General features: G+C 65.6%; 21 protein-coding genes and 1 pseudogene. 9 read left to right on the top strand and 13 right to left on the bottom strand.

Translation table 11 applies throughout. From position 1 onward, the window contains the following. Window positions 1-85: 85 nt before the first annotated feature. The 4 genes from ON21_RS22565 to ON21_RS22580 form a co-directional block, all read right to left on the bottom strand. Window positions 86-478 carry a hypothetical protein gene (locus ON21_RS22565; protein WP_039800479.1) on the bottom strand — a complete coding sequence of 131 codons (393 nt, stop codon included), beginning with the start codon at window positions 476-478 and terminating at the stop codon, window positions 86-88. Continuing rightward, window positions 478-735, bottom strand: coding sequence for a hypothetical protein (locus ON21_RS22570; RefSeq protein WP_039800480.1), 258 nt, complete (start codon window positions 733-735; stop codon window positions 478-480). Before ON21_RS22570 ends, ON21_RS22565 begins: the two co-directional genes overlap by 1 nt. A 109-nt stretch (window positions 736-844) precedes the next feature. Beyond that, complete coding sequence (locus tag ON21_RS22575) at window positions 845-1,957, bottom strand: GIY-YIG nuclease family protein (RefSeq protein ID WP_157170921.1); 1,113 nt, start codon at window positions 1,955-1,957, stop codon at window positions 845-847. A gap of 125 nt (window positions 1,958-2,082) precedes the next feature. Beyond that, window positions 2,083-4,875, bottom strand: a complete 2,793-nt coding sequence (locus ON21_RS22580; RefSeq protein ID WP_169332721.1) for a DEAD/DEAH box helicase — start codon at window positions 4,873-4,875, stop codon at window positions 2,083-2,085. A 308-nt stretch (window positions 4,876-5,183) separates the two neighbouring features. On the opposite strand from ON21_RS22580, the gene ON21_RS22585 reads away from it, so the two are divergent. Genes ON21_RS22585 through ON21_RS35995 form a run of 3 tightly spaced genes read left to right on the top strand, consistent with a single transcriptional unit; the run spans window position 5,184 to window position 7,578 of the window. After that, complete coding sequence (locus tag ON21_RS22585; protein ID WP_039800482.1) at window positions 5,184-5,483, top strand: hypothetical protein; 300 nt, start codon at window positions 5,184-5,186, stop codon at window positions 5,481-5,483. A 15-nt stretch (window positions 5,484-5,498) separates the two neighbouring features. Then, window positions 5,499-6,752: a DUF6973 domain-containing protein gene (locus ON21_RS35990; RefSeq protein ID WP_157170922.1), complete on the top strand. Its 1,254-nt coding sequence runs from the start codon at window positions 5,499-5,501 to the stop codon at window positions 6,750-6,752. Between the two features lie 46 nt (window positions 6,753-6,798). Next, a complete protein-coding gene (locus ON21_RS35995) occupies window positions 6,799-7,578 on the top strand; it encodes a hypothetical protein (protein ID WP_051021224.1) in 780 nt (259 codons plus the stop codon). A 95-nt stretch (window positions 7,579-7,673) separates the two neighbouring features. On the opposite strand, the pseudogene ON21_RS37290 reads toward ON21_RS35995, so the two are convergent. Continuing rightward, a pseudogene (locus ON21_RS37290) lies at window positions 7,674-7,823 on the bottom strand (DUF397 domain-containing protein); the annotation flags it as partial. Between the two features lie 81 nt (window positions 7,824-7,904). Further along, window positions 7,905-8,711: a helix-turn-helix domain-containing protein gene (locus tag ON21_RS22600; RefSeq protein WP_157170923.1), complete on the bottom strand. Its 807-nt coding sequence runs from the start codon at window positions 8,709-8,711 to the stop codon at window positions 7,905-7,907. A gap of 168 nt (window positions 8,712-8,879) precedes the next feature. Here ON21_RS22600 and ON21_RS22605 point away from each other — a divergent pair, with 168 nt between their 5' ends. Further along, window positions 8,880-9,320, top strand: a complete 441-nt coding sequence (locus tag ON21_RS22605; RefSeq protein ID WP_039800484.1) for a hypothetical protein — start codon at window positions 8,880-8,882, stop codon at window positions 9,318-9,320. Window positions 9,321-9,771: 451 nt separating this feature from the next. On the opposite strand, the gene ON21_RS22610 is transcribed toward ON21_RS22605, so the two are convergent. After that, window positions 9,772-10,455 (bottom strand): DUF8020 domain-containing protein, encoded by a 684-nt coding sequence (locus tag ON21_RS22610; RefSeq protein ID WP_039800486.1) that lies wholly within the window; start codon window positions 10,453-10,455, stop codon window positions 9,772-9,774. A 6-nt stretch (window positions 10,456-10,461) separates the two neighbouring features. Between ON21_RS22610 and ON21_RS22615 the strand changes: the two genes are divergently transcribed. Then, window positions 10,462-10,788 carry a hypothetical protein gene (locus tag ON21_RS22615; RefSeq protein ID WP_039800488.1) on the top strand — a complete coding sequence of 109 codons (327 nt, stop codon included), beginning with the start codon at window positions 10,462-10,464 and terminating at the stop codon, window positions 10,786-10,788. 5 nt (window positions 10,789-10,793) lie between these two features. Here ON21_RS22615 and ON21_RS22620 read toward each other — a convergent pair whose 3' ends face one another. Then, a complete protein-coding gene (locus ON21_RS22620; RefSeq protein ID WP_051021225.1) occupies window positions 10,794-11,606 on the bottom strand; it encodes an SGNH/GDSL hydrolase family protein in 813 nt (270 codons plus the stop codon). 3 nt (window positions 11,607-11,609) lie between these two features. Further along, window positions 11,610-12,290: a hypothetical protein gene (locus ON21_RS22625; RefSeq protein WP_039800490.1), complete on the bottom strand. Its 681-nt coding sequence runs from the start codon at window positions 12,288-12,290 to the stop codon at window positions 11,610-11,612. A gap of 69 nt (window positions 12,291-12,359) precedes the next feature. On the opposite strand from ON21_RS22625, the gene ON21_RS22630 reads away from it, so the two are divergent. Beyond that, complete coding sequence (locus ON21_RS22630; RefSeq protein ID WP_245562688.1) at window positions 12,360-12,887, top strand: MarR family winged helix-turn-helix transcriptional regulator; 528 nt, start codon at window positions 12,360-12,362, stop codon at window positions 12,885-12,887. A gap of 1,054 nt (window positions 12,888-13,941) precedes the next feature. Here the strand turns inward: ON21_RS22630 and ON21_RS22635 are convergent. The 3 genes from ON21_RS22635 to ON21_RS22645 all read right to left on the bottom strand — a co-directional run bounded on the left by ON21_RS22635 (window position 13,942) and on the right by ON21_RS22645 (window position 18,568). Next, entirely contained in the window at window positions 13,942-14,847 is a 906-nt protein-coding gene (locus ON21_RS22635) for an aromatic prenyltransferase (RefSeq protein ID WP_039800491.1), read from the bottom strand. 416 nt (window positions 14,848-15,263) lie between these two features. Then, a complete protein-coding gene (locus ON21_RS22640; protein WP_039800492.1) occupies window positions 15,264-17,390 on the bottom strand; it encodes an NERD domain-containing protein in 2,127 nt (708 codons plus the stop codon). A gap of 152 nt (window positions 17,391-17,542) precedes the next feature. After that, on the bottom strand, window positions 17,543-18,568 hold the full coding sequence (locus tag ON21_RS22645; protein ID WP_051021226.1) for a hypothetical protein: 1,026 nt from the start codon (window positions 18,566-18,568) through the stop codon (window positions 17,543-17,545). Between the two features lie 56 nt (window positions 18,569-18,624). Here ON21_RS22645 and ON21_RS22650 point away from each other — a divergent pair, with 56 nt between their 5' ends. Beyond that, window positions 18,625-19,068 (top strand): MarR family winged helix-turn-helix transcriptional regulator, encoded by a 444-nt coding sequence (locus ON21_RS22650; protein WP_039800495.1) that lies wholly within the window; start codon window positions 18,625-18,627, stop codon window positions 19,066-19,068. 40 nt (window positions 19,069-19,108) lie between these two features. On the opposite strand, the gene ON21_RS22655 is transcribed toward ON21_RS22650, so the two are convergent. Beyond that, window positions 19,109-19,741 (bottom strand): TetR/AcrR family transcriptional regulator, encoded by a 633-nt coding sequence (locus ON21_RS22655; protein WP_039800496.1) that lies wholly within the window; start codon window positions 19,739-19,741, stop codon window positions 19,109-19,111. 70 nt (window positions 19,742-19,811) lie between these two features. On the opposite strand from ON21_RS22655, the gene ON21_RS22660 reads away from it, so the two are divergent. Continuing rightward, window positions 19,812-21,341: a flavin-containing monooxygenase gene (locus ON21_RS22660; protein ID WP_039800498.1), complete on the top strand. Its 1,530-nt coding sequence runs from the start codon at window positions 19,812-19,814 to the stop codon at window positions 21,339-21,341. Continuing rightward, a complete protein-coding gene (locus tag ON21_RS22665; RefSeq protein ID WP_039800500.1) occupies window positions 21,338-22,168 on the top strand; it encodes an SDR family NAD(P)-dependent oxidoreductase in 831 nt (276 codons plus the stop codon). The genes ON21_RS22660 and ON21_RS22665 overlap by 4 nt, the downstream gene beginning before the upstream one ends.

Genomic DNA, 22,168 nt, shown 5'->3' on the forward strand with positions numbered 1-22,168 from the left:
ATGACGGTCGAGACACCGAGCGAGGTCGCTGTCAGAGCTGCGATACAGCGTCTTGCCCCGATCGCTGCTCACTGCTCCAACAAGCTCACACCTTGACGATCTCGATCTCCGGGCCACACAACAAGGCCATGTCCTCGGGGTCCGAGGTCACCACCGTCGCCAGCCCACCAACGGAGCGGGCCGACGCAGCCAGAACGGCGTCGATCGCGTACTTGTGGCCACCAAGGCCACGCTCGCGCAACAGTGCAGCGGCCTGCGCAGCCAACTCTCGAGTCACGGCATGCACGTCGATCTGCGAGAGTGTCCATGCGATCCGGGCAGCATGCACTTTGCTGTAGTCCGCTTCCACCGTCGTCATAGCCGTGGTGGCCACTCGCACGCCGTCCTCTTTGGCAGCCTGCACCCACGCAAGCATGCGGCGATCTTTCCGGTACAGCAGGGACAGACTCTCGCTGTCGAGGAACAGCACATCCGGCATCAGGCGGCCGATCCGCGCGAACCCCGACGCCGCCGCTCGAAGCCCAACTCCGCCCGCGCCTCATCGATTTCCGCACGAGTCAGCGGCTCGTTGTCCTTCTCGAAATCGGCCACCAGCTCCCCCAACTTGTCCATCGCGACACGCTGCTCCAACGCCTCGGCGACATAGGCGGAGAAGCCGCCCGGGCCAACATGGGCTCGAGCCTGCTCAGCGAGCTCCTCCGGGAGGCTGATCGAGTACTTCTTACTACTGCCCATGACCTGAATGCTACCAATGGTAGGAACATGCGACCAACCCCCTCACGTCGGCCGTCGCGCTGATGACTAGCCACAACTCATGTGATCACTTCACCAGTTACCGAACCGCTCAACCCATCGGCATCGAACGCCTGAGCGATACCCATGCCCCGTCGTCGACGGATTCGCTGCTGTCCTGAAATGTGGGCGGTTGCCGCACGGCTTCGGCGCTTTTCGTCGGGGCATCCCTCGGCAACCCTGGCCGCGGGTGTTCGGGGTACACCGCTTGCACCAGTTGCGGACAGTGGTAACGGGTGTAGATGCAGAAGTGCTTACGCATGATGTCGAGGACTAATCGGGCCGCTGCGGTGGTGACGCGTGGGTCATCGACAAGGCGCTGGAGACTGTCCAGAGTCCAGCACTGCACCGCGATATCGTCACTTCCCGCGTCGGCATACCGGCCGTACGACAACCGCACCCGAGGATGTCGACGCAGGAATTCGTGTTCGGCCTCGGCGGTGGGAACCAGCAGGCTGCGGCGGACATTGAGAAAGCCCGACAACTCGTCGGAGACGACGAATACCTCCATCGCACCGACGCTCACACAGAAACGGCGCTTGCCGCCATAGGTCCCGGTGCTGACCGACCAATACTGGAACTCAGTCGCGCGCGGCACGGGAACCGAAGAGTCCAAAAAGGCGCGAAGCAGCGCGGTGACCTCATCAGCCCCCGGCCTCGCTTGGTACCGACGCGCGTTTGCCGCGTATCGGACCTCCTGCGCCGGCATCGGCTTCAGCGGTGTCGCATCGGCGGAGTTGTAGACCAGCGGGTCGGCCAGCCACCGATCCTGCTCACCGACGGGCAGCAATTCCTCGAGGGCGTCGCGCCCAGCGGTGACTCTCGCGTTGATCACATTCCGTAGCGGTACGCCGAGCGCCTCCAACTCATGGGTGAAGGTTCGCTCACGCCGCTTGAGTTTCTGTTTCGACGCTATCTCCGGCCGAAACCGCACCGTGGCGATCTCGTCGCCCCACTTCGCGCGGTGCCCAACCATCCGGCCTCGGAGGTTCACAGATTCGCCGACATAGAAGCTGTCATCGTGGAATCGAAGCAGGTACCAACCGCTCAGCACAGGCTGACCAGGCGGCAGCGCCACTGTTCGCGCCTCCGCGAAAAGCACTGCTGCATAGAAATTTCGGGAATCGGCCCAGCTCTCGGCAACCGATCTAGGCGGTGGGTTCACGGAACGAGCATAGGAGTCGGAATCGAACTTTGCTGCGGGCCAACCCGTTTCGATCCTTCCTGTCCAAGTGTAGGGGTAGATTCGTTGGGGGACTCACAAGAACGAACGGCTGAGGTGAGCGACGTTCACTCGCCACACCGTGGGCACACACTGCGTATTCCTGCCCTCGGCCCGCCATTGATCTCAGCGCGCATCCGGAGTGTCCCGCAGGCGCACCGTTCGGGGTCGTCGCCCGTGCCCGGTACGCCGTTGATGTGGCGGCGCAACGATTGGCGTCGTACCGCTTGGGCGAGGTCGGGGTGTTCGCTGCGCAGCAGCACGCCAGGATCCCGACCGAGGATCGGGGCCTGCGCTGACCAGAGCACGGAATCGGTGACCACGAACGACTCACGGCACTGTTGCAGTGGATGGAGTGTGGTGTGGTGGTCGCGTAGCGCACGCTCGACCAGGGAGCCGATACCCGAGGGGCCGAACCAGAACTCGATCTTCACCCTGTCGGGAAGGTTCGTGAGCACATCGAGTATCGACGGGGTTACCGGTCCGTCCACCGTGGCCGAGAAGATCTGGACGCTATCCGCCGCGTGCGCGATATCGTCACAGAGGAGTGCCAGGCTGTATTCGATGCGTGTGGGCCCTGATCCATGCGCTACCTCACGCCACGTCCATTGCCGCGCATCCTGACTCAGGTTCTGCAGGAACTCCCGCACCGGCGTCCGCAACGCCGGCCGGCTGCGGTGGATACGGCCCATGTCGGCGAGCATGATCGCCTGCTCCCGCGCCCTGCTCATGGCGACGTTGAGCAGCCGGGCGCCTTCACTACCCGCGGATGTTCTCTTGAACCAGTCGTGAAGGTCGAGTCCGCTGCCGCTACTTTCCACGGCGTCGTACAGCACCACATCGGTCTCACCGCCTTGAAATCGGTGCACGGTGGAGGCGAGAACTCGCGGATCATCCTCGGGCGCAAGGGCTTGCATCAGCTTCGCCTGCGGCGCGAACGGGCTGATAAGGCCTATGCTTCCTGATGCGGCGGCGGCGCTCAATGGGCCCGCGAGGACATTGGCAGCCAGTTGGGCGTGCATCACGTTGTATCGAGACGACATGCCTTCGCGTCGAGCGAGCGGAGCCCGCAGCTCCGCGGTGTCGATCAGGATCATCTCCGGTTCGCCGAGTGGGATCGTGCGAGCCGGTCGGCTACGAACCGACGCCGCCGTCCGAAGTCCCACCTCAGCATAGAAGGACCGTCCGATAGCATCGCCGATCTCCGGCCGCATCCGATGTTGGGTCTCGAGTGCGACAAGGTTCGCGGGCGGACAAGCCGAGCCCACGGCCTTCGCCACCCCAGACTTTTCGAATGCACTTTGACTCAGCCATTCACGAGCTTCCGGGTCGTTGGACTGCACTATCGGTGGAAGCTGCCGAAAGTCGCCCGCCACGATCGTGTGCCCGATACCGGTACCCGCGACGAGCATTGTCATAGCCGCGGTCATCATGCTCGCCTCGTCGATGACGACCACGTCGAAGTCCTTGCCTCGCACCGGTTCTTTCAGCACCACCTGGTGTGCCGTGCACGCGATCAGCTGCGCTTCCTGGATCACCTGATCGCGTATTTCGCCGAGCAGTGCGACGAGCCCCTTGGAGAATCCTTCTAGATCGGCGATCTTGCGAACCAACGCGACACGTTCCTGGGCGCGGTTCGCCTCGCGTGCGGGGATGGCGCGGTGGCGAGCGCGCAGCTCGGCCAGTTCGCGCCGGATCTCCACCAGTCTGCGTGCCGGTTCGGCTCCCTGAGCGGCGGCGATCTCGTCTAGGAGGACGGCGGGACGACGGTCTGTCAGAAAGTCGTCGACGGTCGGCCCGATTCGCACCACCTCGCCGGTCGAGAACTGCGGTCGGCGCCTGAGGAGAGCGCTCAACGCAACATCGATGGCCGCGTTGGTCGGGGCAGCAAGCAGCACTGTCTTGCCCGCATCGAGAAGTTCGGCGAGCAGGACGGCCAGCGTCGTCGTCTTACCGGTGCCCGGCGGCCCCCACAGCCAAGTGAGGCGAGAACACAGTCCGTGCGCGACCGCCAGGCGTTGTCGTTCGTTCAGTCCCGCCACGGGATATGGCTCGATCGGCGGCACCCGTTCGAGCACGCCGGCAGTCGAAACGGGTTGTATGGCGGCGGCGGAATCGAATCCTTGCGTCGGCCCCTGGAGTAGCTCGGAGATTTTCCCGATCTGCTCGGTTACGAGATACGACAGATCACATTTGAGACGAGCCTGCTTCCAGAAAGGCTCGTTCGCGCGCATGTCCAGCGTGATTTCCGACCCGTACTGGGTGAGCACTTCGACATCCACCCCGCCCCTATGGTCTTTTGCCGCGCCGGTCGGTGGCAGGAGAGACGCTACGGTCCCCTCACGCACGTTATCGCTGCCCTGGATCTCGTACCGCACGATCCGCCGGGTTGGAGTCTCCTCCAGAATCTCTCCGTCGATCAGCTCGATGTTCTGCCATCCCGTCTTGCTGACGACCGCGCTCTTCTCCCGGGTCAGCGCCGAGCGTGCGGCTGTGGCCATATCTTTCCAGCCAGGTGCGACTGGGCTGGCAGCGGTCACGGGCGCCTCAAAGGTCCGAACGACACGCTCACGCAGCAGGTGAAGCTCATGGCGGAACGCCGCGCTGGTCTTGGCCGTCTTGTCCGCGACCGCGTCGTGCGCCCGCTCCGCGGTCTCGCTGGCCGCTTTCGTTTCCGGACGCCCCGGGTCGTACCAATGCTCCGTGGTTTTGTCGAACTCCGCGATGCGGTGCTCATGACAAAGCATGAACAGATCCGTTGGTTCCAGCCGCCGGAACCCCCGGACGTCGAGCTGGGCGAGCAGCTCCTCGGTCGAGATACGGCGATTCGCGACCAATTCGCGAATAGTTTTTACCAGCATTTCTTTCCGGTGTTGCCTCACTATTCCCCCTGGTGACGCAGGTCTGGAGCAAGACATGGTCACACACATCCCGGTAGCCCGCACACAGAATGGAGCATGATGCCGCGCAAGCGCTGCGGCAATGACCTGTGACCGGCACGCCCACAACGATTTCGAGGGCGTAGGGTTCACCGCAGGCTTCGGAATCTCGACCGGCTGCTCGCCTGAAGAAGCCCACGCGCAGCGACTTCATACCCCACCCCTGGCAGCCTGATCATGCCGCTATGTACGCTGTACGCTCCGGAACCGTTGATGTGGGGGTGGCTGGAGTGCAGATCGACCCCGTGACGCTGACAGACGCAGCGCGCGTGTTGGAGTTCATTGCCGACGACGTCAAAGATCCAGTGAAGACGCCACGTCTGGATGCCGCTGACTGCATCAAGTCTCTGCGTGATTCGCCGATCGCCACCGCGCTCGGCGACGCCGATGGCGCGAGCGAGCAGGCCAAGATCGTGATCGAGAAACGGTACCGATGGATGGCCCATCTGCTGTATCTCACGGCGACAACGTTCCACGGCGTGGACGTCGATCTGGCCAACCAGTTGAACGCCATGGGCGAGTTGAACTGAATCGAGAACCTACCGATGTGGATTCCGAAGCTCGCCGACCTCATCAGTATCTCTGCTGGTACGGAGTCTCGATCGTTGGACGTATCGGCCTTGAAGGCGCTCGGCGAACGTGCAGAGAATGTCGAGAAGGGGCTCAACGCCACGGCCGACGCGATGCGCAGGCAGATCCAGGCACTGGAGTGGTCGGGCGCCGCGAGCCGCGCCGCGACAGATCGCGCCGATCAGGAGTACCAGGACGTTCGCAGGATCGCCGATGCGCACGGTCGGCTCGGTGAACTGGCGACCGGCGCTTACAACGACATGTCCTACGCCGTCTCATTTTTGACGTCCACAGCGCTGCTGCTCATGTCCGAGGGCTTTACGGTTGACCAGGACTGGACGGTTCATGCGCCCGACGGCGGTGACAAGGATCGGGCCACCAATGACACCGTCAGTCTGCAGGCTCAAGCCAAGCACATCGGTTCCTCCATGGATACGTGGGCACCTCAGATCACTCAGGTCATCAAAGATATTCGACTGCTGGCGCCGCCGTCGGCAGCGGACCGCTTCGCGACCGATCCAGCCGAAGTAGCCGAGATCAAGGGCAGACCCGCCGGGGCAGGACCGGCGACGCTCCATGAGCGTCTGCTGGCCAAATACAATGTCACACCCGATCCAGACGGAATGGTCATGTTCCCTACCGATCCGGACAGCGCGTTCGGCAAGGCTTTGGCCGCCGCCGGGTTCGAGCCCAGACGAGTTACCGCCAGTGAGGCGCGGATGCTGTCAGAACTGGACTTGCATGGGGTCTTGACGTTCGCCATGATCGAGCAGGCCGCCTCGGAGGAGGGAACGACGATCTTCGAGGACAAGCCGCGTGCGGGCGGTGTGGGCGACGGTCACGCCGACGCATTCCGGCACGCCTACTGGAACACTCTGCTGTCCAAAGAATTCGGCCAGGACTGGGCAAACGCGTACACGACTGCGCACGAGCGCATCGACGGTCCGACTTCACACGCGAGTGCGGAGGCGATGGACCTGCACAACAACGAGGTCGGTCGTCGAATCCAAGCCGAGCATCCGAATGCGTCGCCCACCGAACTGAAGGAGCTTGCGAAGAAGGCGGTAGAAAACGGTCAATTGGTTGTCGTCGGACCCGACGGACAACTGAAGTACAGCAACCAGGTGCCATTCGGCGATACGGGGATTACCGACAGAGAGCCCCCGGCGCGAGGTGGTCACGACCCGGAGGTGACGCGCGGTGAGCCCAAGAACGGAACCTACTACTAAGGGAAAGTGGCTTCGCAGGGCGCTGTGGGGCGTTCTTCTCGTCGCTGTGCCGGTGTTGGCGGTGGTCGGACTTCTGGCATATGTGGCTGGCGGCCCGTTCGAACCGCACTTGAGTGAGGACAAGGCGCTGTCCGCACAGTTGAACGACCTGTGGCGGAAGGGCGGCTCCGCGCGGCTGCGCGACCTTGCCGGCGGAAGTTGGGACCGCGTCTACGTGTACCAGCAGGAATACCTCGGCCGGGAACAGGTGGAGCGAGAAGTCGGTGCACCAGTGGAGATGGAGGACACCTTCTCCAGGAATGGCGCGTCAGTGCTGGTCTTCGCGCGAGGGAACGGTGTTCAGCATGCGAGTTGGATTGATGTGCCCTTGATTTCAGGGCTCTACACCGCAGACGTCGAGATTCTGGCGCCCGGCCACCCGCGCAATCTCGAATTCGTGGAGCCTCGGCCGACAGGTCCACACCTGATCGAGGACACCGATCTGGAGGCGAAGAAGGACGAACTCTTCCGCACGCACGGCTCAGCTTTGCTCCGCGATCTCACCGGCGGCGATTGGGACCGGGTCTACGTCATGACCGCCGACACACGTGCGAAAGTCGAGGCGTTCGTCGGCGCTCAGGTCGAGATGGAACCCATCTTCACCGAGCGTGGCAGCATTCTCGTGTTCACAAAAGACGGTGCGGTTCAACGAGCCGCGTACATCCGCGGGTATCTTCCTCCCGACGGCGTCTACAGCCCTGCCGTACGTCTCGACGCAAACGTAGCCCCTTTGGAGGTACGACTCGTCGACCCCGCTCCGCCTGCGACAACAACGGCACCGCGGTAACTCGGCGGCCGCGGCGTTCGCAGACGATTGATCGGTGCGGTCGGGTCGGTCGTGCGCCGCAACAAGATCGAGGAGCGCTCACGCCACCCACGGCGTCAGACAGCGAGGTCGTCGAACTCTCCCGCTTTGCATCCCTCCGGCCAACCGGCGAACTCGGCTCGGGTGAATTCTAGTGCTTCGGCTTCTGGTGCGTTGGTGTTGCGGACCAGTCCCCTTGGAACCGCAGCGACCTCGATGCAAGTCCTCGGGCTGGTAGAGCTGAATTACTCCCAGATTCAATGTTCTTCAGCCCCGCACCGAGCTCGAGCGCTGCACCTCAACCCCGCTCAGCACGAGCGCTGACTCCATTGCTCGGCCAGCTGCAATATGTACTGGCGCGACTCTCTCGGGGACAGCGCTGTCCGGCACGCGTGGTCGAACACAGCGGAAAAGGAAGCAACTTCGGCGACGTCGGTGACGAACTGCCCGCTCCCATGCCTTTCGAAATGCACCCGCTCGGCACCTCCCCACGGGTGTGCCATGATCGTGAAGTCCCCCATCCGCAGAGCTTCGTACATCCCTGCGTCGAAGGGGGCAATCCTGATCGTCACGTTCGGTAGGTCCGCTAAATCAGCCATCGCAGTCAGCTGCTCGGCCATCACCGAACTGTCGCCCGTACGAAGATGCAGAACCGACTCCGGCTGGACGACGTCAATCGTCAAATCACCATTGCGTACCCGCTTCTGTCGATAAAGTCGCTGGTCGATCGTCCGCTGGATAGACGTTTCCGACATTCCGACGATTCCCACGGTGCTGCCGATGCTCGCAAGGTACCGGGGAGTCTGCAAAAGCCCGTGCACAGCGCGAGGCTCGTGGGTGCGAATCCTGGTCGCCGACTGCTCCATTCCGAGATAAGCCACCACCCACTCTGGTACCTCGTCGACCTGCGGGACGACACCGTTCAGCATCGCGTCCAACTCACGCATGGACACACCGATCGCGTTGGCATACCGCTCCCGCTGCGTCAGTTGCGGCGTGGACTCACCACGCTCCCACTTACCTAGTGTCGTTCTGTCGACCCCCACGAACTCTGCGATCTGCTCCTGAGTCTTCCCCGATGCCTTCCGCGCGTCGATCAGCCGCTTGCGTCGCATGGGCACATCATAGGCATCTCTTAAGTGCCGTGGATCACTTTCGTTTGAAGCGTCAAGCTATCACTGCGCCCGGAGTAAGTGACGCCGCGAACCCCTTCGCACCTGATCCGACGCCGTCAACATGTCGGACCGGGCGCACCCACACGTACGAGCATCCAGGGGGTAACTATGTCCGTATCCGCCGTAGCGGACGCGCTCGGCCGCTGCCATTACTACCGCACCGTCTGCCAATTGCCCTGCCACATTGATGAATCCGGACGCATCGCCGTCACCATCGGCGGTCGAGTCCGCGCGGTCACCACGCCGGAACCACTCGGCACCGCCATCCGGGAGTACCTACTCGCCCGGTCGTGGACGGGACCGATCGTATGGCACCGATCGCGTAGGTACACGTTTCTCACGGGCTACTCGGCTGAGGTCGATGACCATTCGCTCTACACGCGCACCTTGCTCCGCACGAACTCGATCATCATTCCGCCACTCGGCATTGTCGCGTTGCCCTCTCCCACGGACCAAGGGACCTACCGCAGATGGATAGAACCAGCTCGCGACGGCTACCGTCCGTGCCTGAAAACAGTCCTCGACGCCCTCGTCGCCTGCGCCGCGTGACCGATCCCAGCACACCCCGTCCCGGCGAACCGGACCTCCACCTGAGCATCTTCCTGCATGGAATCCGACTGGACTATGCCGCGTGCCGCACTGCAGCTCTCCGCTTCATCGCTGAGTGGCACGCCCACGAGCGTGAACCGATCACAGTCATGCCCGGCCCAACGCGCGGTCTCGTCCGGTTACCGTGTGAGCGCCTCTACTTGGATCCGTGACCGACTGAATCGCCGACGCGTTCTGGGCGTGTCGAACATGACCGATGCCGCGACGCGCTGCCCCACGCCATCCACAACGTGCGTGGTGCTTCCCACCATTCCCTCGCTCTGGGCCGCCGGGGCGTGGGACTGTCCGAAAACACCGCCCCGAGGGGCGACTGTGGCCGCTTTGATCGGCCGCCTGACTCCCTCGGATGCCGAGTCGGCACGTCGCCATGGTTCGGCGTGCCGACCGGGCGTCATCGAGTGGGCATGGCCGCGGTGATCGTGGTGAAGTACTGCACCGCGGCCAGTATCGCGATCGGGGCCGAGACCAGTAGTTGGCCCGCGACGGCGCCGAGGGGGCCCATCGCCACGACGCCGCCCAGGCAGCCGAGGAGGGCGGCGGGGAGGAAGGGGCCGAACAGGCCGATGATCGTGGCCGAGGCGATGGTCGCTCCGGCCAGGCCGCCGAGGACACAGCCCGTTGCGGCGCCGCCGATTCCGCCGACCAGCGTGCCGATCATTACGCCGGTGGCGATGGTGGAGGTCAGGCGGGTCCAGGCGTCGCGTTCGCGGTCGTATTCCGAACGCCACGGGGCTTGGTCCTCGAAAGGCAGGGTCACCGGGCGGTAGGTCGCGTGCTCGGGATCCAGTTGCGGGGTCAGTACGACTGTGCGGTCGGTGATCTCGGCGGCGATCGGGAAGACGAAATCGTCTACGCGGGCAGCGAGTTCGGCAGCGGCGAGCACACGGCCGTCGTCCGCTGCGATCCGCAGGACGCCGTCTTCGACGGTGAGCGAGCCCGCGTCGATCTCGATGACGGCCGAGGTGGACGTAGCGTGGGCGTTGAAGCCTATCGGGCGCGAATCCGCCTCTGCTCCGGAGGGACCCGCAGCGAGGACGGCGGTCGACGCGAGCGCCGACACCGTGCCGACCAACATTCCGGCATGGCGGCGGCGTCCGACAGCCGAGACAACGGCCTTCGCGGCCGCAACACAGTCGCCACTGGCCGGCGTCCCCACGACGCCGCCGTCACGGCGACCCACGAACGCCCCCACGTCCGCCTTCACAAGACCAGCACGGCCGCGACCTGCCTGCGTGCCCGCGATCCCGCCATCACGGTCACCCGCGACCGCCTCCAGCTCGACCCTCAGAACCTCGGCACGTCCGCCACCAGCCAGCGGCCCCGCGACTCCACCATCACGGCGATCCGCGACCAGCCCCACCTCATCCCTCACAACCCGACCACCGCCGCGGCCCCACAACGCCGCTAATCCCTTCACGACTCCGCCAACGCGGCGACGAACGACGCGGCCACCGCCTGCTGACCGGCCAGCGTGGCGTGGACACCGTCGTCGAGCAGCAACGGGTCCTCACCATCAGGAATCGTGTCGTTCTCCACGTCGACGGTCAGGTCGGCCAGGTCGTGCAGCACGGTCGAGGTGTCGGCGATGTCGGCTCGGGTCCAGGCGATGCCGATTCGTTTGAACGGTTCGAACGTGGCGATGCGGGCTTCGTCGACCGTGGTCGGGGTGAGCCAGATCCACTGCGCCGCTCGAGGTGCGCGGGATCGGAGGATACGCAGGTTGCGCTCGGTTTCGGACAGGCCGACCAGGCGCGGACCGCCGACGCCGCCGATACGCTGGGCGTCGTTTGCGCCGAGCTGGCAGACCGCCCAGTCGGGATTGTGAAACCACAGAGCGGGAGCGAGTGTCAGCGTCTGAGTCGTGGTCGCGCCCGAGACGGCGAGATTGGTGAGCCGGATGGCGTCGTGGGGTCTGCGCAGGTCGAGCAGATGGCGCAGGATCTCGAACCACGACAGCCGGTCGGCGGTCGAGCTCTCGCCCAGGGCGACCACGTGCTGGTCGGCTCGAAACGGCAACCGGTCCACCGCGGCGGCCACCGCGGCGTCGTCGAGCAGGGCTGCCGCCGCCCAGCGCGCCTGTTCATCGAGATCGGCGCACAGCTTCTCGTAGTCGTCGACAGTCAGACCGAACAGCGGTGCGACGCGGTCGGCGCCGAGACCGGGGAGGTAGGGCAGCGAACGTTCGGGACGCTGGAATCGGACGAGCTTCTCGGTGTGCGAATTCATCGGTCATTCCGTTTCTGCGACAGTGGATTTCGAGACGAGAAAACCGGCGGCGATCAACCACGCCATCCCGGTGAAGCGGGCCAGCGGCAGCAGCACGGCGGCCTCGGTGCGCAGCAGCGTCGCCGTGGTAGCCAGTCCGGCGACGGCGATGACGAGCCCGGTCCTGGCCAGCCAGGGCCGCAGAATCAAAGCGGGCAGCGCGATTCCCGCGACGAGCAAACCGGTCGAGACGACGTTCGCCGGGCCGCCCGCGAGGAATGCCAGCGTGTGCAGAGCGCGCACCAAGTGCGACGAGTCGATGACCTCCGGCACGGTCAGCACCCAGGTCACCACCGCCGACAGCATCAGGAATCCGGTGGCGAGCGCGCCTCCGGTGAGGGCGAGCGCGCCCCGCGTCCGCAGCCGCGCGGTGATCGCGGCGACGAACAGGGCGCCGGGAATCGCGGCGGCGAACTGCAACGTCGCCCCCAGCCGGACCGCGTCGCGGTGGTCGGTGAAGTAGAACAGCGCTTCTTCCGGCGCGGCGAACGGGGAGGGGAATACGTCGCCGCCGGCCGCGACGGTGCTCGCGGCCAACCCGGCGACGAACAGCGCCGCCGACGCCGCGGCGAAGACTCCCGGCGGCGGGCCCGGCTTCGGTATATCCGGCCGCAGTGGAGTGGAAGCGATTGCGGGAGTGGTCATGCCGAGATTCCGTTCTAGTGAGTGAATCGTTCACTGATATGAACTATTGAGCGTGTGTACGATAACCCCGTGACAGCAGGAGAGCAAGCGGGTGACAACCCGATTCCGCGACAGGCCCTCACCCGGCAGGTCTCGTTCCTGCTCGCACAACTCGGCGCGCACGCCACCCAGCGGTTCACCGACCGCATCGCCCCGCTCGGTCTGACTCCCCCCGATATCGGGGTGCTGCGCATGATCGCCATGTCACCCGGCCGCAGCCAGCGCGCCCTGGCCGAAGAACTCGGCGTGGTCCCCAGCCGAGTCGTCGCCCTCCTCGACAACCTCGACCGCAAAGGCCTCGTCGAACGCCGCCGCAGCACCACAGACCGCCGCAACCACGAACTGCATCCGACCCCGGCGGCCTACCAGCTGATGGGGGAACTCTGGCCGGTGCTCCAAACCCACGAAGCCGACCTCACCGCCGCGCTCTCACCCGCCGAACGCGATCAGTTGGCGTCACTGCTGGTGCGCATCGCCGAACAGCAAGGTTTGGACGTGGGCGTGCACCCCGGCTACCAGCGCGCGAACTCGCCCGCCACCGATGAGACGAAGGGATAGATCACGACCCGACACCAGGCCGCTTCCAGGTAGAGCGGTTCAGCCCACCGGCTTCACGCGCGAACGGGCGAAGGGCACCTGGTCAGATCGTCCCCTCGCCTCGTGTAGGCCCACGCCGCCGATCCGCGAATCCCCGTCGTAGAACACACAAGTGATGATTGTTGTGGGATGAGTAGCGATCTCCCACGTCGCAGACGGCCTTGACGTGACCCTCCGGTGTCACCACGCAGGTGCTGACGCGGCGGACACCGCCCATATCGGCATTGCGCTCACCGGCGCGAGTGGACCCGACGGCGGCTCCCGGCAGTGCCCTCGAACGGCTCTAGCGCGCATGTCACCGGGCAGCCCGGTAGAACTCTCACCGCGGACGGCCGTGGAAGCACCGGCCGTCAGCGCGATCCGCGCCTGTTCACCGAAACCCTTCGATCACTCACCGTCTGGCACGCGGCTGGTGGGACTGGCCAATTCATGTACCCGTCGACCAGCAGTAGGGCATCGGCGACGGCCACGCGCCCAGCGTCGGAGTGCGGCGCAGCGCCTGATTTCCCCGAACTTCCTCGCCGACGCGAATTTTCAGCCGCCGCCCCGGAACCGGTCACAGGCTGACCTGATACGTCGCCGATCGACTGCTGATCCGATTCGTCATCCCACCGTACAACTCATTCGAAGGTGATCCATGCACGAACTCTTCGTCACCGCCTCTTGTGCTGTCGCGTCGCCGTCACGGTCTGCGCGTCGGGTACCTCATCGGCGGAGACACATGCCCGGCCTCGGCATACGAAGCCGAATCGCTTGCGAAACGAGCATGGTGGCGCTCCGCGGACAAGTCGTCCGAGCACGACGGATAGACCACCGCACAGCAGCCCCCAGCCCTGTCACCGGCCCCAGGCGATCGCTGGTCCACCGATTCCCCGGACTCGCAAACCAGCGCCGACATCTTCATCAGCAGGGCGCCCCGTTCGAGGCGGCCGTCCAACTCCTCCGGTCGGCACTGCTAGCGAAGGGCCGTGTCAGCAGAGTGGGACTCTTCAGCTGACACGCCCTACCCACAGCTCTATGAATCGGAAGTCTTCATCCTGTCCAGAATTCTGGGCTGCCATTGGTAGAACCAACTGAATTTGTAGGACTCGCCGTCGGGTGACGAGGTGGCGGCATAGGTGAAGCGGCGGTCGGGCGTGTTGATCGGCACCTCGTCGACGAGGTGCTCGAAGCGTGGCTCGATAGGAACCGGAAGCGTTCTCGGGTCCGGTGTTATCACGGGGAAGCAGAGGCGCTCGATCCGGGCCGATTCCCAGCTGATGGTGGCGTATATATCGAATGCTTTCTCGGTAAGCGAGAGGAATTGATCGCTCGGGTCCGGGAGTCCCGCGTCCCGGTGCAGCGCCAGGATGGCGCGGGGCTCGAAGTAGTCGGCCGACAGGCCGGGGAAGTACACGTTCATCGTCTTGTCGTGGTAGTCGATGCCGAGCAAGCCGACTTTGTCCTCCAAGCCGTGACGCGCGAACATGCGGGCGTGGTCGGCGAGACTGGGCGGCATGGACGGTAGTTCGGCGAGTTCCGATACCTTCTGCATGCCATCGGCGGGAAAGAACGGCCAGATTTTCTTGAAGCCGCCGACTACACCGATGTCTATCCCGTAACTGTGGATGGGGCACCGCTCGCGGACCTGATCGAGCAGGGTGCCGATCGGATGATCCGTCTCGGGAAGGAGTTCGTTCGCAAGGGCGATGCGGTAAGGGTCGACGTCGCTGGGCAGCGTCAAGAAGCGGTAGTCGAGGTCTCCCGCGCGGCGGGCGTCGGTGACAACGCGGAGAGAAATCACGGAGCGCGTGAGCATCGCGCCGTATGCGGACAGAGTGGGCCAGACGGCTTCTCGGGTGCACGGCACGTCCCATAGCCGCGCGGATTTCTCAATGGCCGCGTAGAGATCGTCCAGCTCGGAGTCGGTGGTGGTGAACACGCGTCCTTCCAGAGATCAGTGCTGTCAACATCACTCCTCCGTCAATTGGGTTCCGCCAGAACACAAGTCAGGCCGTGGAGTCATACGGAGGAGCGCTGGGAGCACTCTACGCCCGCGCGTCCTTTCAGGGCCTTGCCGTGAACTGCCAGAGGTGGGGGGTGAGGGGGCCGAGTTGGGGGCTGAGCGGGCTTTGCGGTCGACGGCTGGCCTACTTGTCGACCCGCGTCACCGCCAACGGCAGGCTCCTCGATGAAGCTGTTCGTCTCACCTCGGCGCTCCATCTCGCGGGATACTCACATGTCAGCGGCGCGCTCGCGACGCGCTTCCCACCCCCACCGGCACGGAGGGCGAGACCCGATGGAGGCAAGCCGTCAGTGCGCCGCGGGACCGAGACTCCTGAGCGGAGCCCGGCGGCGTCAGCATTCGGGGGTGCGTGGAGTGCACAACGGCAGCAGGTTCATGCGGGCCGGGGTTTCCGTGACGGTCGGCGGTGGTGGGACTGCCTCGGTGGTCAGCACGGGTGCCGGGGTGGGTTGTACGGCGCCGCCCGTGGGTGTCGAGCAGGAGGCGGCCAGTATCCAAAGCGTGCCGATGACGAGCACGATCAGCGCTATCGCGGCGATCTGTTGCGTGCGGTGGCCGCGTGGCTTCGATTTCTCGGAACCGCGACCGGGGATGCGCGCGGACAGTGCGGTCAGCTGCTCGCGAACCGCGACCCGGGGGCGACGCTCGAGCACTGCGGTCGGCGTGGGACGGCGCAGTGGCTCGGGTTCGCGGGTAGGTGTTGACCATGACGCGGGTCGGCTCGGCACCGGGGCTTGCACCGGACGTGGGCGCAGCGGACGGTCCGGGGCGGGATCGATCCACGACGACCAACTGTCGGTGAACGACGACGGCGCGGTACCCGAGCGCGCAGCCGGGTCGAAGTCCTCATCGGCAGAATAGGGTTCGTTGTCGGTCAGCTCGGCCGCGGCGGGCTCGGCCGGGACACGCCGTATCGACGCCGCGGCTCCGGTCGCCAATGGTTGCGCTTCGTCTGCATACGGCTCGGCGTCACCTTCCCTTGCGGGTCTCGCCGCGAGCCTGCCTTCGAAGCGAGGCGACTCGAGCCGGTCATGCTCCGACACATCGGAATCGGGCAGCGCCTCTGGGCGATACGAGGCCGAACGGTGTTCTTCCCGGGCGTACCGATCGGAACGTGCTGCCGTGTCCGACGACGCAGGCGCCGGTACCGGCTCCGGCGCGAGGAATTCCGGTGCGAACGGATCTACTTCAGCGGCCGAGGCTCGCGCGGGCGTAGCGGGTGCGTGCGCGGGCTGCGGCTCGGACGCGGGGTCGTGACTGCCGTCCGGAAGGGCGGTGTCCTGCCGAGATGACCGGTCGGCTTGCGATGCGCTCGAGGAACCGGACCGCGTCGACGGCGCAGGCTCCGAGTCCTCGTGCCGCTCGCCGGTTTCCGTGGCATCGGTCTCGTTCGGCGCGGGCGACGCAAGTGACTCATCCGACTCCGGGACCTGCCGATCTACCTCTCGCTCGTCCCCGTTCCCGGACGCTTCCGTCGAACCGGATACGGCAGCGCTCGCGGCCTCCGCAACGGCAGCCGGCGACCGCAGAACGGCAGCCTGCGACTCCGCAACGGCATCCGGCACCTCCGGCACATCCCGATCCCGTACGGCATCCGGCACCTCCGGCACAGCATCCGGCACCTCCGGCACAGCATCCGGTGCCTCCGGTACGGCATCCGCTGTCTCCGGCCCGGCATCCGGCTGCTCCGGCACGGCATCTCCAGGCGTCGAACCAGCCGCCACGTCATCCGCGTCGGAACCCCCGCCGGACGCCCGGCCCTCGAGCTCGGGAGCCTTTCGCGTGACGCTGTCCAACGCCGCCAGCGTTCCGGCCCGCAACTTCCGCTCCGGCGGAAAACCGTCGGCCACCAGGTCGTCGACGGTGACCTGATCGCCCAGGTTCAACTCGGTCAGCAGGGCATGGGTGCGCTCGGCGGTCCAGATGAGCTTGCGGCTCGCGGTGCGGTGGAACCACGCTCGCAAATCGGCCTGCCCGGCTCCGAGCACCACCGCGCAACCGCGCCTGCGGGACTCGATGTTCAGCGTGAGGTTCGAATCCCTCGGCGGCACCACCACGATCAGGCCGTCGACGAAGGCTTCGGCATTGTGCTTGCGCACCAGCGCCTTCAGATTGAAGACGTTGTTCGTCACCTGATCGAACGGGCTGCTGTCGTGGTCGCGCACATGGATCGGGTCGCCCGCGTAGCCGGACAGCCGCCAGCGGCCGTTGGCCTGCACCGACAGGACGCCGCTCGTCGCCTCCGGGACGGTGCCCTTGACCTCGATGACGACCGCCGCCCTGGGGGTGATCACCACCAGATCGGCTTCCTGCGTTTCGTCCTTGCGTTCGCGGTCGGGTAGGTAACACCCCGAGATCGCGAGTCCCACAATGACGTACTGGCCGGTCCAAGTACGCATCCAGTCGAGCACGCGCTGTTCGGATCGCGGCGCCGTCGTTCGTTCATTGATGACCAACATCGGCGGCCTCCATCGCCGTCCCACACCATCGACCACCCAACGGTATGCGCCGGGATTTCCGCCACAAAATCGAAAGGCACTGGAGCAGGCGGGTATTGGCAGCACAAGGGCGTGCGAAGGACGGCGTGTGGGCAGCGCCACACTCGGGTGCGTCAGACTCCGACCGCTTCTTCGATCTCTTCCTCGGCCGCGTGTTCCGTGACGCGAACCGTCTCGGTGCGGGCGGGCCCGCGCAGCCTGCGTTCGTAGCCCCCCGCCACCAGCACCAGTCCCGCACCGGCCGCCAGCCACAGCACCAAGCTCAACACCCGGTTGCCGAATCCCGCACCGCCGTCGAAGTACAACAGGGTGCGCGCGCCCTCGACGAAACCCGCTCCGTTCCAGAACGAATGCAGCGCGCCGAAGAAATCGTTCTGCAGCCACGGCCCGTACACGCCGCCCGATGTCGTGAAGTTGAGCATCACGAACAGCACCATCATCGTCAGCGTGGTCCAGCGCCGTAAGAAGGTGTGCAGCCCGATGCCCACCGCGAGAATCCCGGCCGAATACAGCCACGACATCGCCCAGACGGCGGCGTAGTCGTGGTCGACCACATGGAATACCGGCCCCGCGACGCCGAGTCCGATGACGCTCACCGCCAGCGACGTGACCAGGCCGAGCAATGCGCGAACGCCCATGCTCAGTCCCGCCCCGGCTGCGCCGATCGCCGCGACGCTGCCGTAGGAGCCGATGCTCAATGCCACCAGCAGGAAGAACAGGCCCTGCGCGGTCGGATCGCCGGTGCTCGGCGGAGCGATATCGGTGACCTCGACCGGTGCGCCCTGCTGGGCGGCGATCCGGCCGAAGACGGCCTCGGCCGCCATCGCCGTGGTGTCGGAACCAGCCTTGGCGACCAGCGCTTCGTGCGATTCCGGCACATAGGCGCCGGCCAGCGTCCGCTCGCGCAACTGCCGCACCGCCTCCTCCCGGCCGGGCAGGGTGACCACCTCCAGTGCGTCTCCGGCCCGGTCCTTCAGCGTCTGCGCCAGCACCTTGACCTGCGGTGCGTCACCCACGATCGCCACCTTCAGGTGGTTCGGCTCGGGTTGGTGGAACGCGCCCAGATACGCCAGTGCCATGCCGAGGCACATCAGCAGTGGGGTGAGCAGATGCGCGGCGACATGCCGTAGTTGGTGCATGAGACGACTCCCCAAACGGTTGGTAAATACAACTATCTTCGTTGTACTATACAACCATGCGGCAATCTCCGGCATTCCCCACTCGCTCGACCGCGATCCACACCATTCAGCGCGAGCTCACCGCATTCGCCCGCCGAGCCCGTGGCCGAGCCGCCGAACTGCATCCGGAACTGCCGCTGGTCGCGTCGAGCATCCTGGACCTGGTCATCGAACGCGACGGCTGCCTGGCCACCGAACTGGCCGAGCACTTCCTGCTGGACAAATCCACGGTGAGCAGGCAGGTGGCGGCGCTGGAACGGCTCGGGTATCTCACCAGGGAGGTCGATCCGGCCAACCGCCGCAACCACATCCTGCGCGCCACCCCCGCCGGGCAGCGGATCGCACGGGAGGCCGAGCAGCGCCGCCGGGAGGCGTTCGCCGAACGGTTCCGGGACTGGGACGACGATGACCTCGCGAAACTCGCCGGGTACCTGGTCCGCTACAACGCGGCGGACGGCTGATCGGCACACGGCCGGCGCGGCGGACGCGAGCGAGCCCCGCTCAACCTCGCAGCGCCGCGGCCAGATCCGGGTCAACGGCGAACGCGATGGCGATCAACGATTCGACCAGTAGGTCGATCAACTCCGTACGCGAGATGGGCTCCGAGCGCAGCCAGGTGAGCGTGGATTCCTCGACGAACGCGATCCAGCCGCGCATGGCGAGCATGAGGCGGGGATGGTCGGCTTCGGCGACCGGCACGGGGGTCTCGGCCAGGATGATCCCGATGATGGCGTCGCGGGTCTGGTCGACCAGCGGGGCCAGCTCGGGGCTGACGCTGGTGGGGCCGCGTAGGAGCGCCAGATAGGAGGTCCGGTTCTCCGTGACGTACTCGATGTAGCGCTCGATCGAGTCGCGCAGCATCTCGAACAGGCCGAGCGAGCGATCCGGGGCGACGCGCTCGAGCAGTTCGGCGTTGGCGTGGTGCACGATCGCGAGCTGGAAATCCTGCTTGGTCGGGAAGTAATGGAACAGCAGGCCGCGGGAGATGCCCGCCTCGGCGGCGATCTCGCTGACGGAGATGTCCTCGATGGAACGCTCGCCGAGCATCTTCGCGCCCAAGGTGATCAACTGCTCGCGGCGCTCGTCGGGACTCAGCCGCGTGCGCTTGGGGGCGTCTCCCTGGGTTCTCGTCACGCGCCAATCCTACTGAACGTCAGTCAATACACTGTTGACTCACGCTCAATAGGATCGTAGGCTCGGTTACATGAGTCGCAAGGTTACAGACAAAGCTGTCGCCGGCCGACCCACGCGCCACGCCAGGACGATCATCATCGGCAGCGGGTTCGCGGGTCTGGGTCTGGCCATCCGGCTGACCCAGGAGGGTCGCAACGACTTCCTCGTGCTGGAACGCGGCAACGACGTCGGCGGAACCTGGCGCGACAACACCTACCCCGGCGCGGCCTGCGACGTCCCTTCGCACCTGTACTCGTACTCGTTCGCGCTGAACCCGAACTGGTCGCGCTCCTTCTCCCGGCAGGGCGAGATCCAGCAGTACATCCAGGATGTGTCGAAGCGCTACGCCGTGCGCGACAAGCACATCTTCGACTGCGACGTGACCAGCGCCCGCTGGAACGACGAGACCGCGCTCTGGGAGATCGAGTCGACCAAGGGCAGCTTCACCGCGAACACGGTGATCTCCGCGGTCGGCGCGCTGTGCGAGCCCGCCCTCCCGGACATCAAAGGCATCGGCGGGTTCGAAGGCGAGATCTTCCACTCCGCCCGCTGGAACCACGACGCCGACCTCACCGGCAAGCGGGTCGCCATCATCGGCACCGGCGCCTCGGCGATCCAGATCGTGCCCGCCATCGCCGGGCAGGTCGGCCACCTGGACGTCTACCAGCGCACCGCGCCGTGGCTGCTGCCGCGCCTCGACCGCCCGTACACGACGGCCGAGCGACTGGCCTTCAAGCACGTACCCGGCCTCCAGCGACTGTCCCGCGCCGCCATCTACGCCGCCCGCGAGACCCAGGTCGTCGGCCTGGCCAAGGTCCCAGCCCTGATGCAGTTGTTCGAGGCGATCGCGAAGGCGAAACTGCGCTACGAGATCCGCGACCCCGAGCTGCGCGCGAAGGTGACTCCGAATTTCCGGATCGGCTGCAAGCGCATGCTGATCTCCAACGACTACTACCCCGCGCTGTCGCGCCCCAACGTCGACGTGGTCACCGATGGCATCGCCGAGGTGCGCGCGAACTCGATCGTCACCCAGGACGGCACCGAGCGCGAGATCGACGCGCTGATCGTGGCGACCGGCTTCCACGTCACCGACTCCCCCACGTACAACACCATCGCAGGCCGGGACGGCCGCACCCTGGCGGAAGTGTTCGACGAGATCGGCCAGCAGGGCTACAAGGGCTCCGCGATCGCGAATTTCCCCAATATGTTCTTCCTGCTGGGCCCGAACGTCGGCCTCGGGCACACCTCGATGGTCTACATGATCGAGTCGCAGATCAATTACATCGCCGACGCACTGGCTACCATCGACCGCCTCGACCTGCGTACCGTAGAAGTGCGCCGCGATGTGCAGGATGCCTACAACGCCGATCTGCAGGCGAAGCTCGCGGGCAGCGTCTGGCTGACCGGCGGGTGCTCGAGCTGGTACCTGGACAAGCACGGCAACAACACCACGCTGTGGCCGGACTTCACTTTCGAATTCCGTAGGCTGACCAAGACATTCGACGTGGCGGCGTACGACATCTCCATTTCCAACGCCGACTTGAAAGCAGTGGCATCGTGAGCAGTGACGCTTACTTCGAGAACAAGGTATGTGTGATCACCGGAGCGGGCTCCGGGATCGGCCGCGCGCTGGCGGTGAATCTGGCCCGGCGCGGCGCCAAACTGGCACTGTCGGATATCGATGTCGACGGCCTCGCCGAGACCGTGCGCCGCTGTGAGCAGCTCGGCGCCGAGGTCAAGTCCGACCGGCTGAACGTGGTCGAGCGCGAAGCGGTGATCCTCTACGCCGACGCGGTGAAAGCGCACTTCGGCACGGTGCACCAGGTTTACAACAACGCGGGCATCGCCCACCACGGCGAGGTCGTCCGCTCGGAGTACAAGGACTTCGAGCGCGTGATGGACGTCGATTTCTGGGGCGTCGTCAACGGCACCAAGGCGTTCCTGCCGATGGTCATCGAGTCCGGCGACGGCCACATCGTCAACGTGTCCAGCCTGTTCGGCCTGATCGCGATCCCCGGGCAGAGCGCCTACAACGCCGCGAAGTTCGCGGTGCGCGGATTCACCGAGTCGCTGCGCCAGGAGATGCTGGTCGCGCGGCACCCGGTCAAGGTCACCTGCGTTCATCCCGGCGGCATCAAGACCGCCGTCGCCCGCAACGCCACCTACGCCGAGGGCATCGACGCCAAGTCGGCCGCGTCGATGTTCGACCGGAAGCTGGCCATCCACACCCCGGAGATGGCGGCGCAGACCATCGTCGACGGCGTGCGCAAGGGGCACGGCCGCGTGCTGATCGGCTGGGAGGCCAAGTTGCTGGATCTGTTCGTCCGGGTCACCGCGTCGGGCTACCAGCGGATCGCGGCCAACGTCGAACGCCGCTTCCTTCCCTGA

Source organism: Nocardia araoensis NBRC 100135 (assembly GCF_000308435.1).
GTDB classification, from domain to species: domain Bacteria; phylum Actinomycetota; class Actinomycetes; order Mycobacteriales; family Mycobacteriaceae; genus Nocardia; species Nocardia araoensis.

Excerpts from the sequence above, each read along its gene's own strand:
- ON21_RS22580 (WP_169332721.1), bottom strand. The coding sequence starts at position 4,875 with ATGCTGGTAAAAACTATTCGCGAATTGGTCGCGAATCGCCGTATCTCG.
- ON21_RS22570 (WP_039800480.1), bottom strand. The coding sequence starts at position 735 with ATGGGCAGTAGTAAGAAGTACTCGATCAGCCTCCCGGAGGAGCTCGCT.
- ON21_RS22605 (WP_039800484.1), top strand. The coding sequence starts at position 8,880 with ATGTCCGTATCCGCCGTAGCGGACGCGCTCGGCCGCTGCCATTACTAC.
- ON21_RS22625 (WP_039800490.1), bottom strand. The coding sequence starts at position 12,290 with ATGACCACTCCCGCAATCGCTTCCACTCCACTGCGGCCGGATATACCG.
- ON21_RS22610 (WP_039800486.1), bottom strand. The coding sequence starts at position 10,455 with ATGTTGGTCGGCACGGTGTCGGCGCTCGCGTCGACCGCCGTCCTCGCT.
- ON21_RS22600 (WP_157170923.1), bottom strand. The coding sequence starts at position 8,711 with ATGCGACGCAAGCGGCTGATCGACGCGCGGAAGGCATCGGGGAAGACT.
- ON21_RS35990 (WP_157170922.1), top strand. The coding sequence starts at position 5,499 with ATGTGGATTCCGAAGCTCGCCGACCTCATCAGTATCTCTGCTGGTACG.
- ON21_RS22620 (WP_051021225.1), bottom strand. The coding sequence starts at position 11,606 with ATGAATTCGCACACCGAGAAGCTCGTCCGATTCCAGCGTCCCGAACGT.
- ON21_RS22640 (WP_039800492.1), bottom strand. The coding sequence starts at position 17,390 with ATGTTGGTCATCAATGAACGAACGACGGCGCCGCGATCCGAACAGCGC.
- ON21_RS22565 (WP_039800479.1), bottom strand. The coding sequence starts at position 478 with ATGCCGGATGTGCTGTTCCTCGACAGCGAGAGTCTGTCCCTGCTGTAC.
- ON21_RS22650 (WP_039800495.1), top strand. The coding sequence starts at position 18,625 with ATGCGGCAATCTCCGGCATTCCCCACTCGCTCGACCGCGATCCACACC.
- ON21_RS22645 (WP_051021226.1), bottom strand. The coding sequence starts at position 18,568 with ATGCACCAACTACGGCATGTCGCCGCGCATCTGCTCACCCCACTGCTG.
- ON21_RS22615 (WP_039800488.1), top strand. The coding sequence starts at position 10,462 with ATGGCGGCGGCGTCCGACAGCCGAGACAACGGCCTTCGCGGCCGCAAC.
- ON21_RS22660 (WP_039800498.1), top strand. The coding sequence starts at position 19,812 with ATGAGTCGCAAGGTTACAGACAAAGCTGTCGCCGGCCGACCCACGCGC.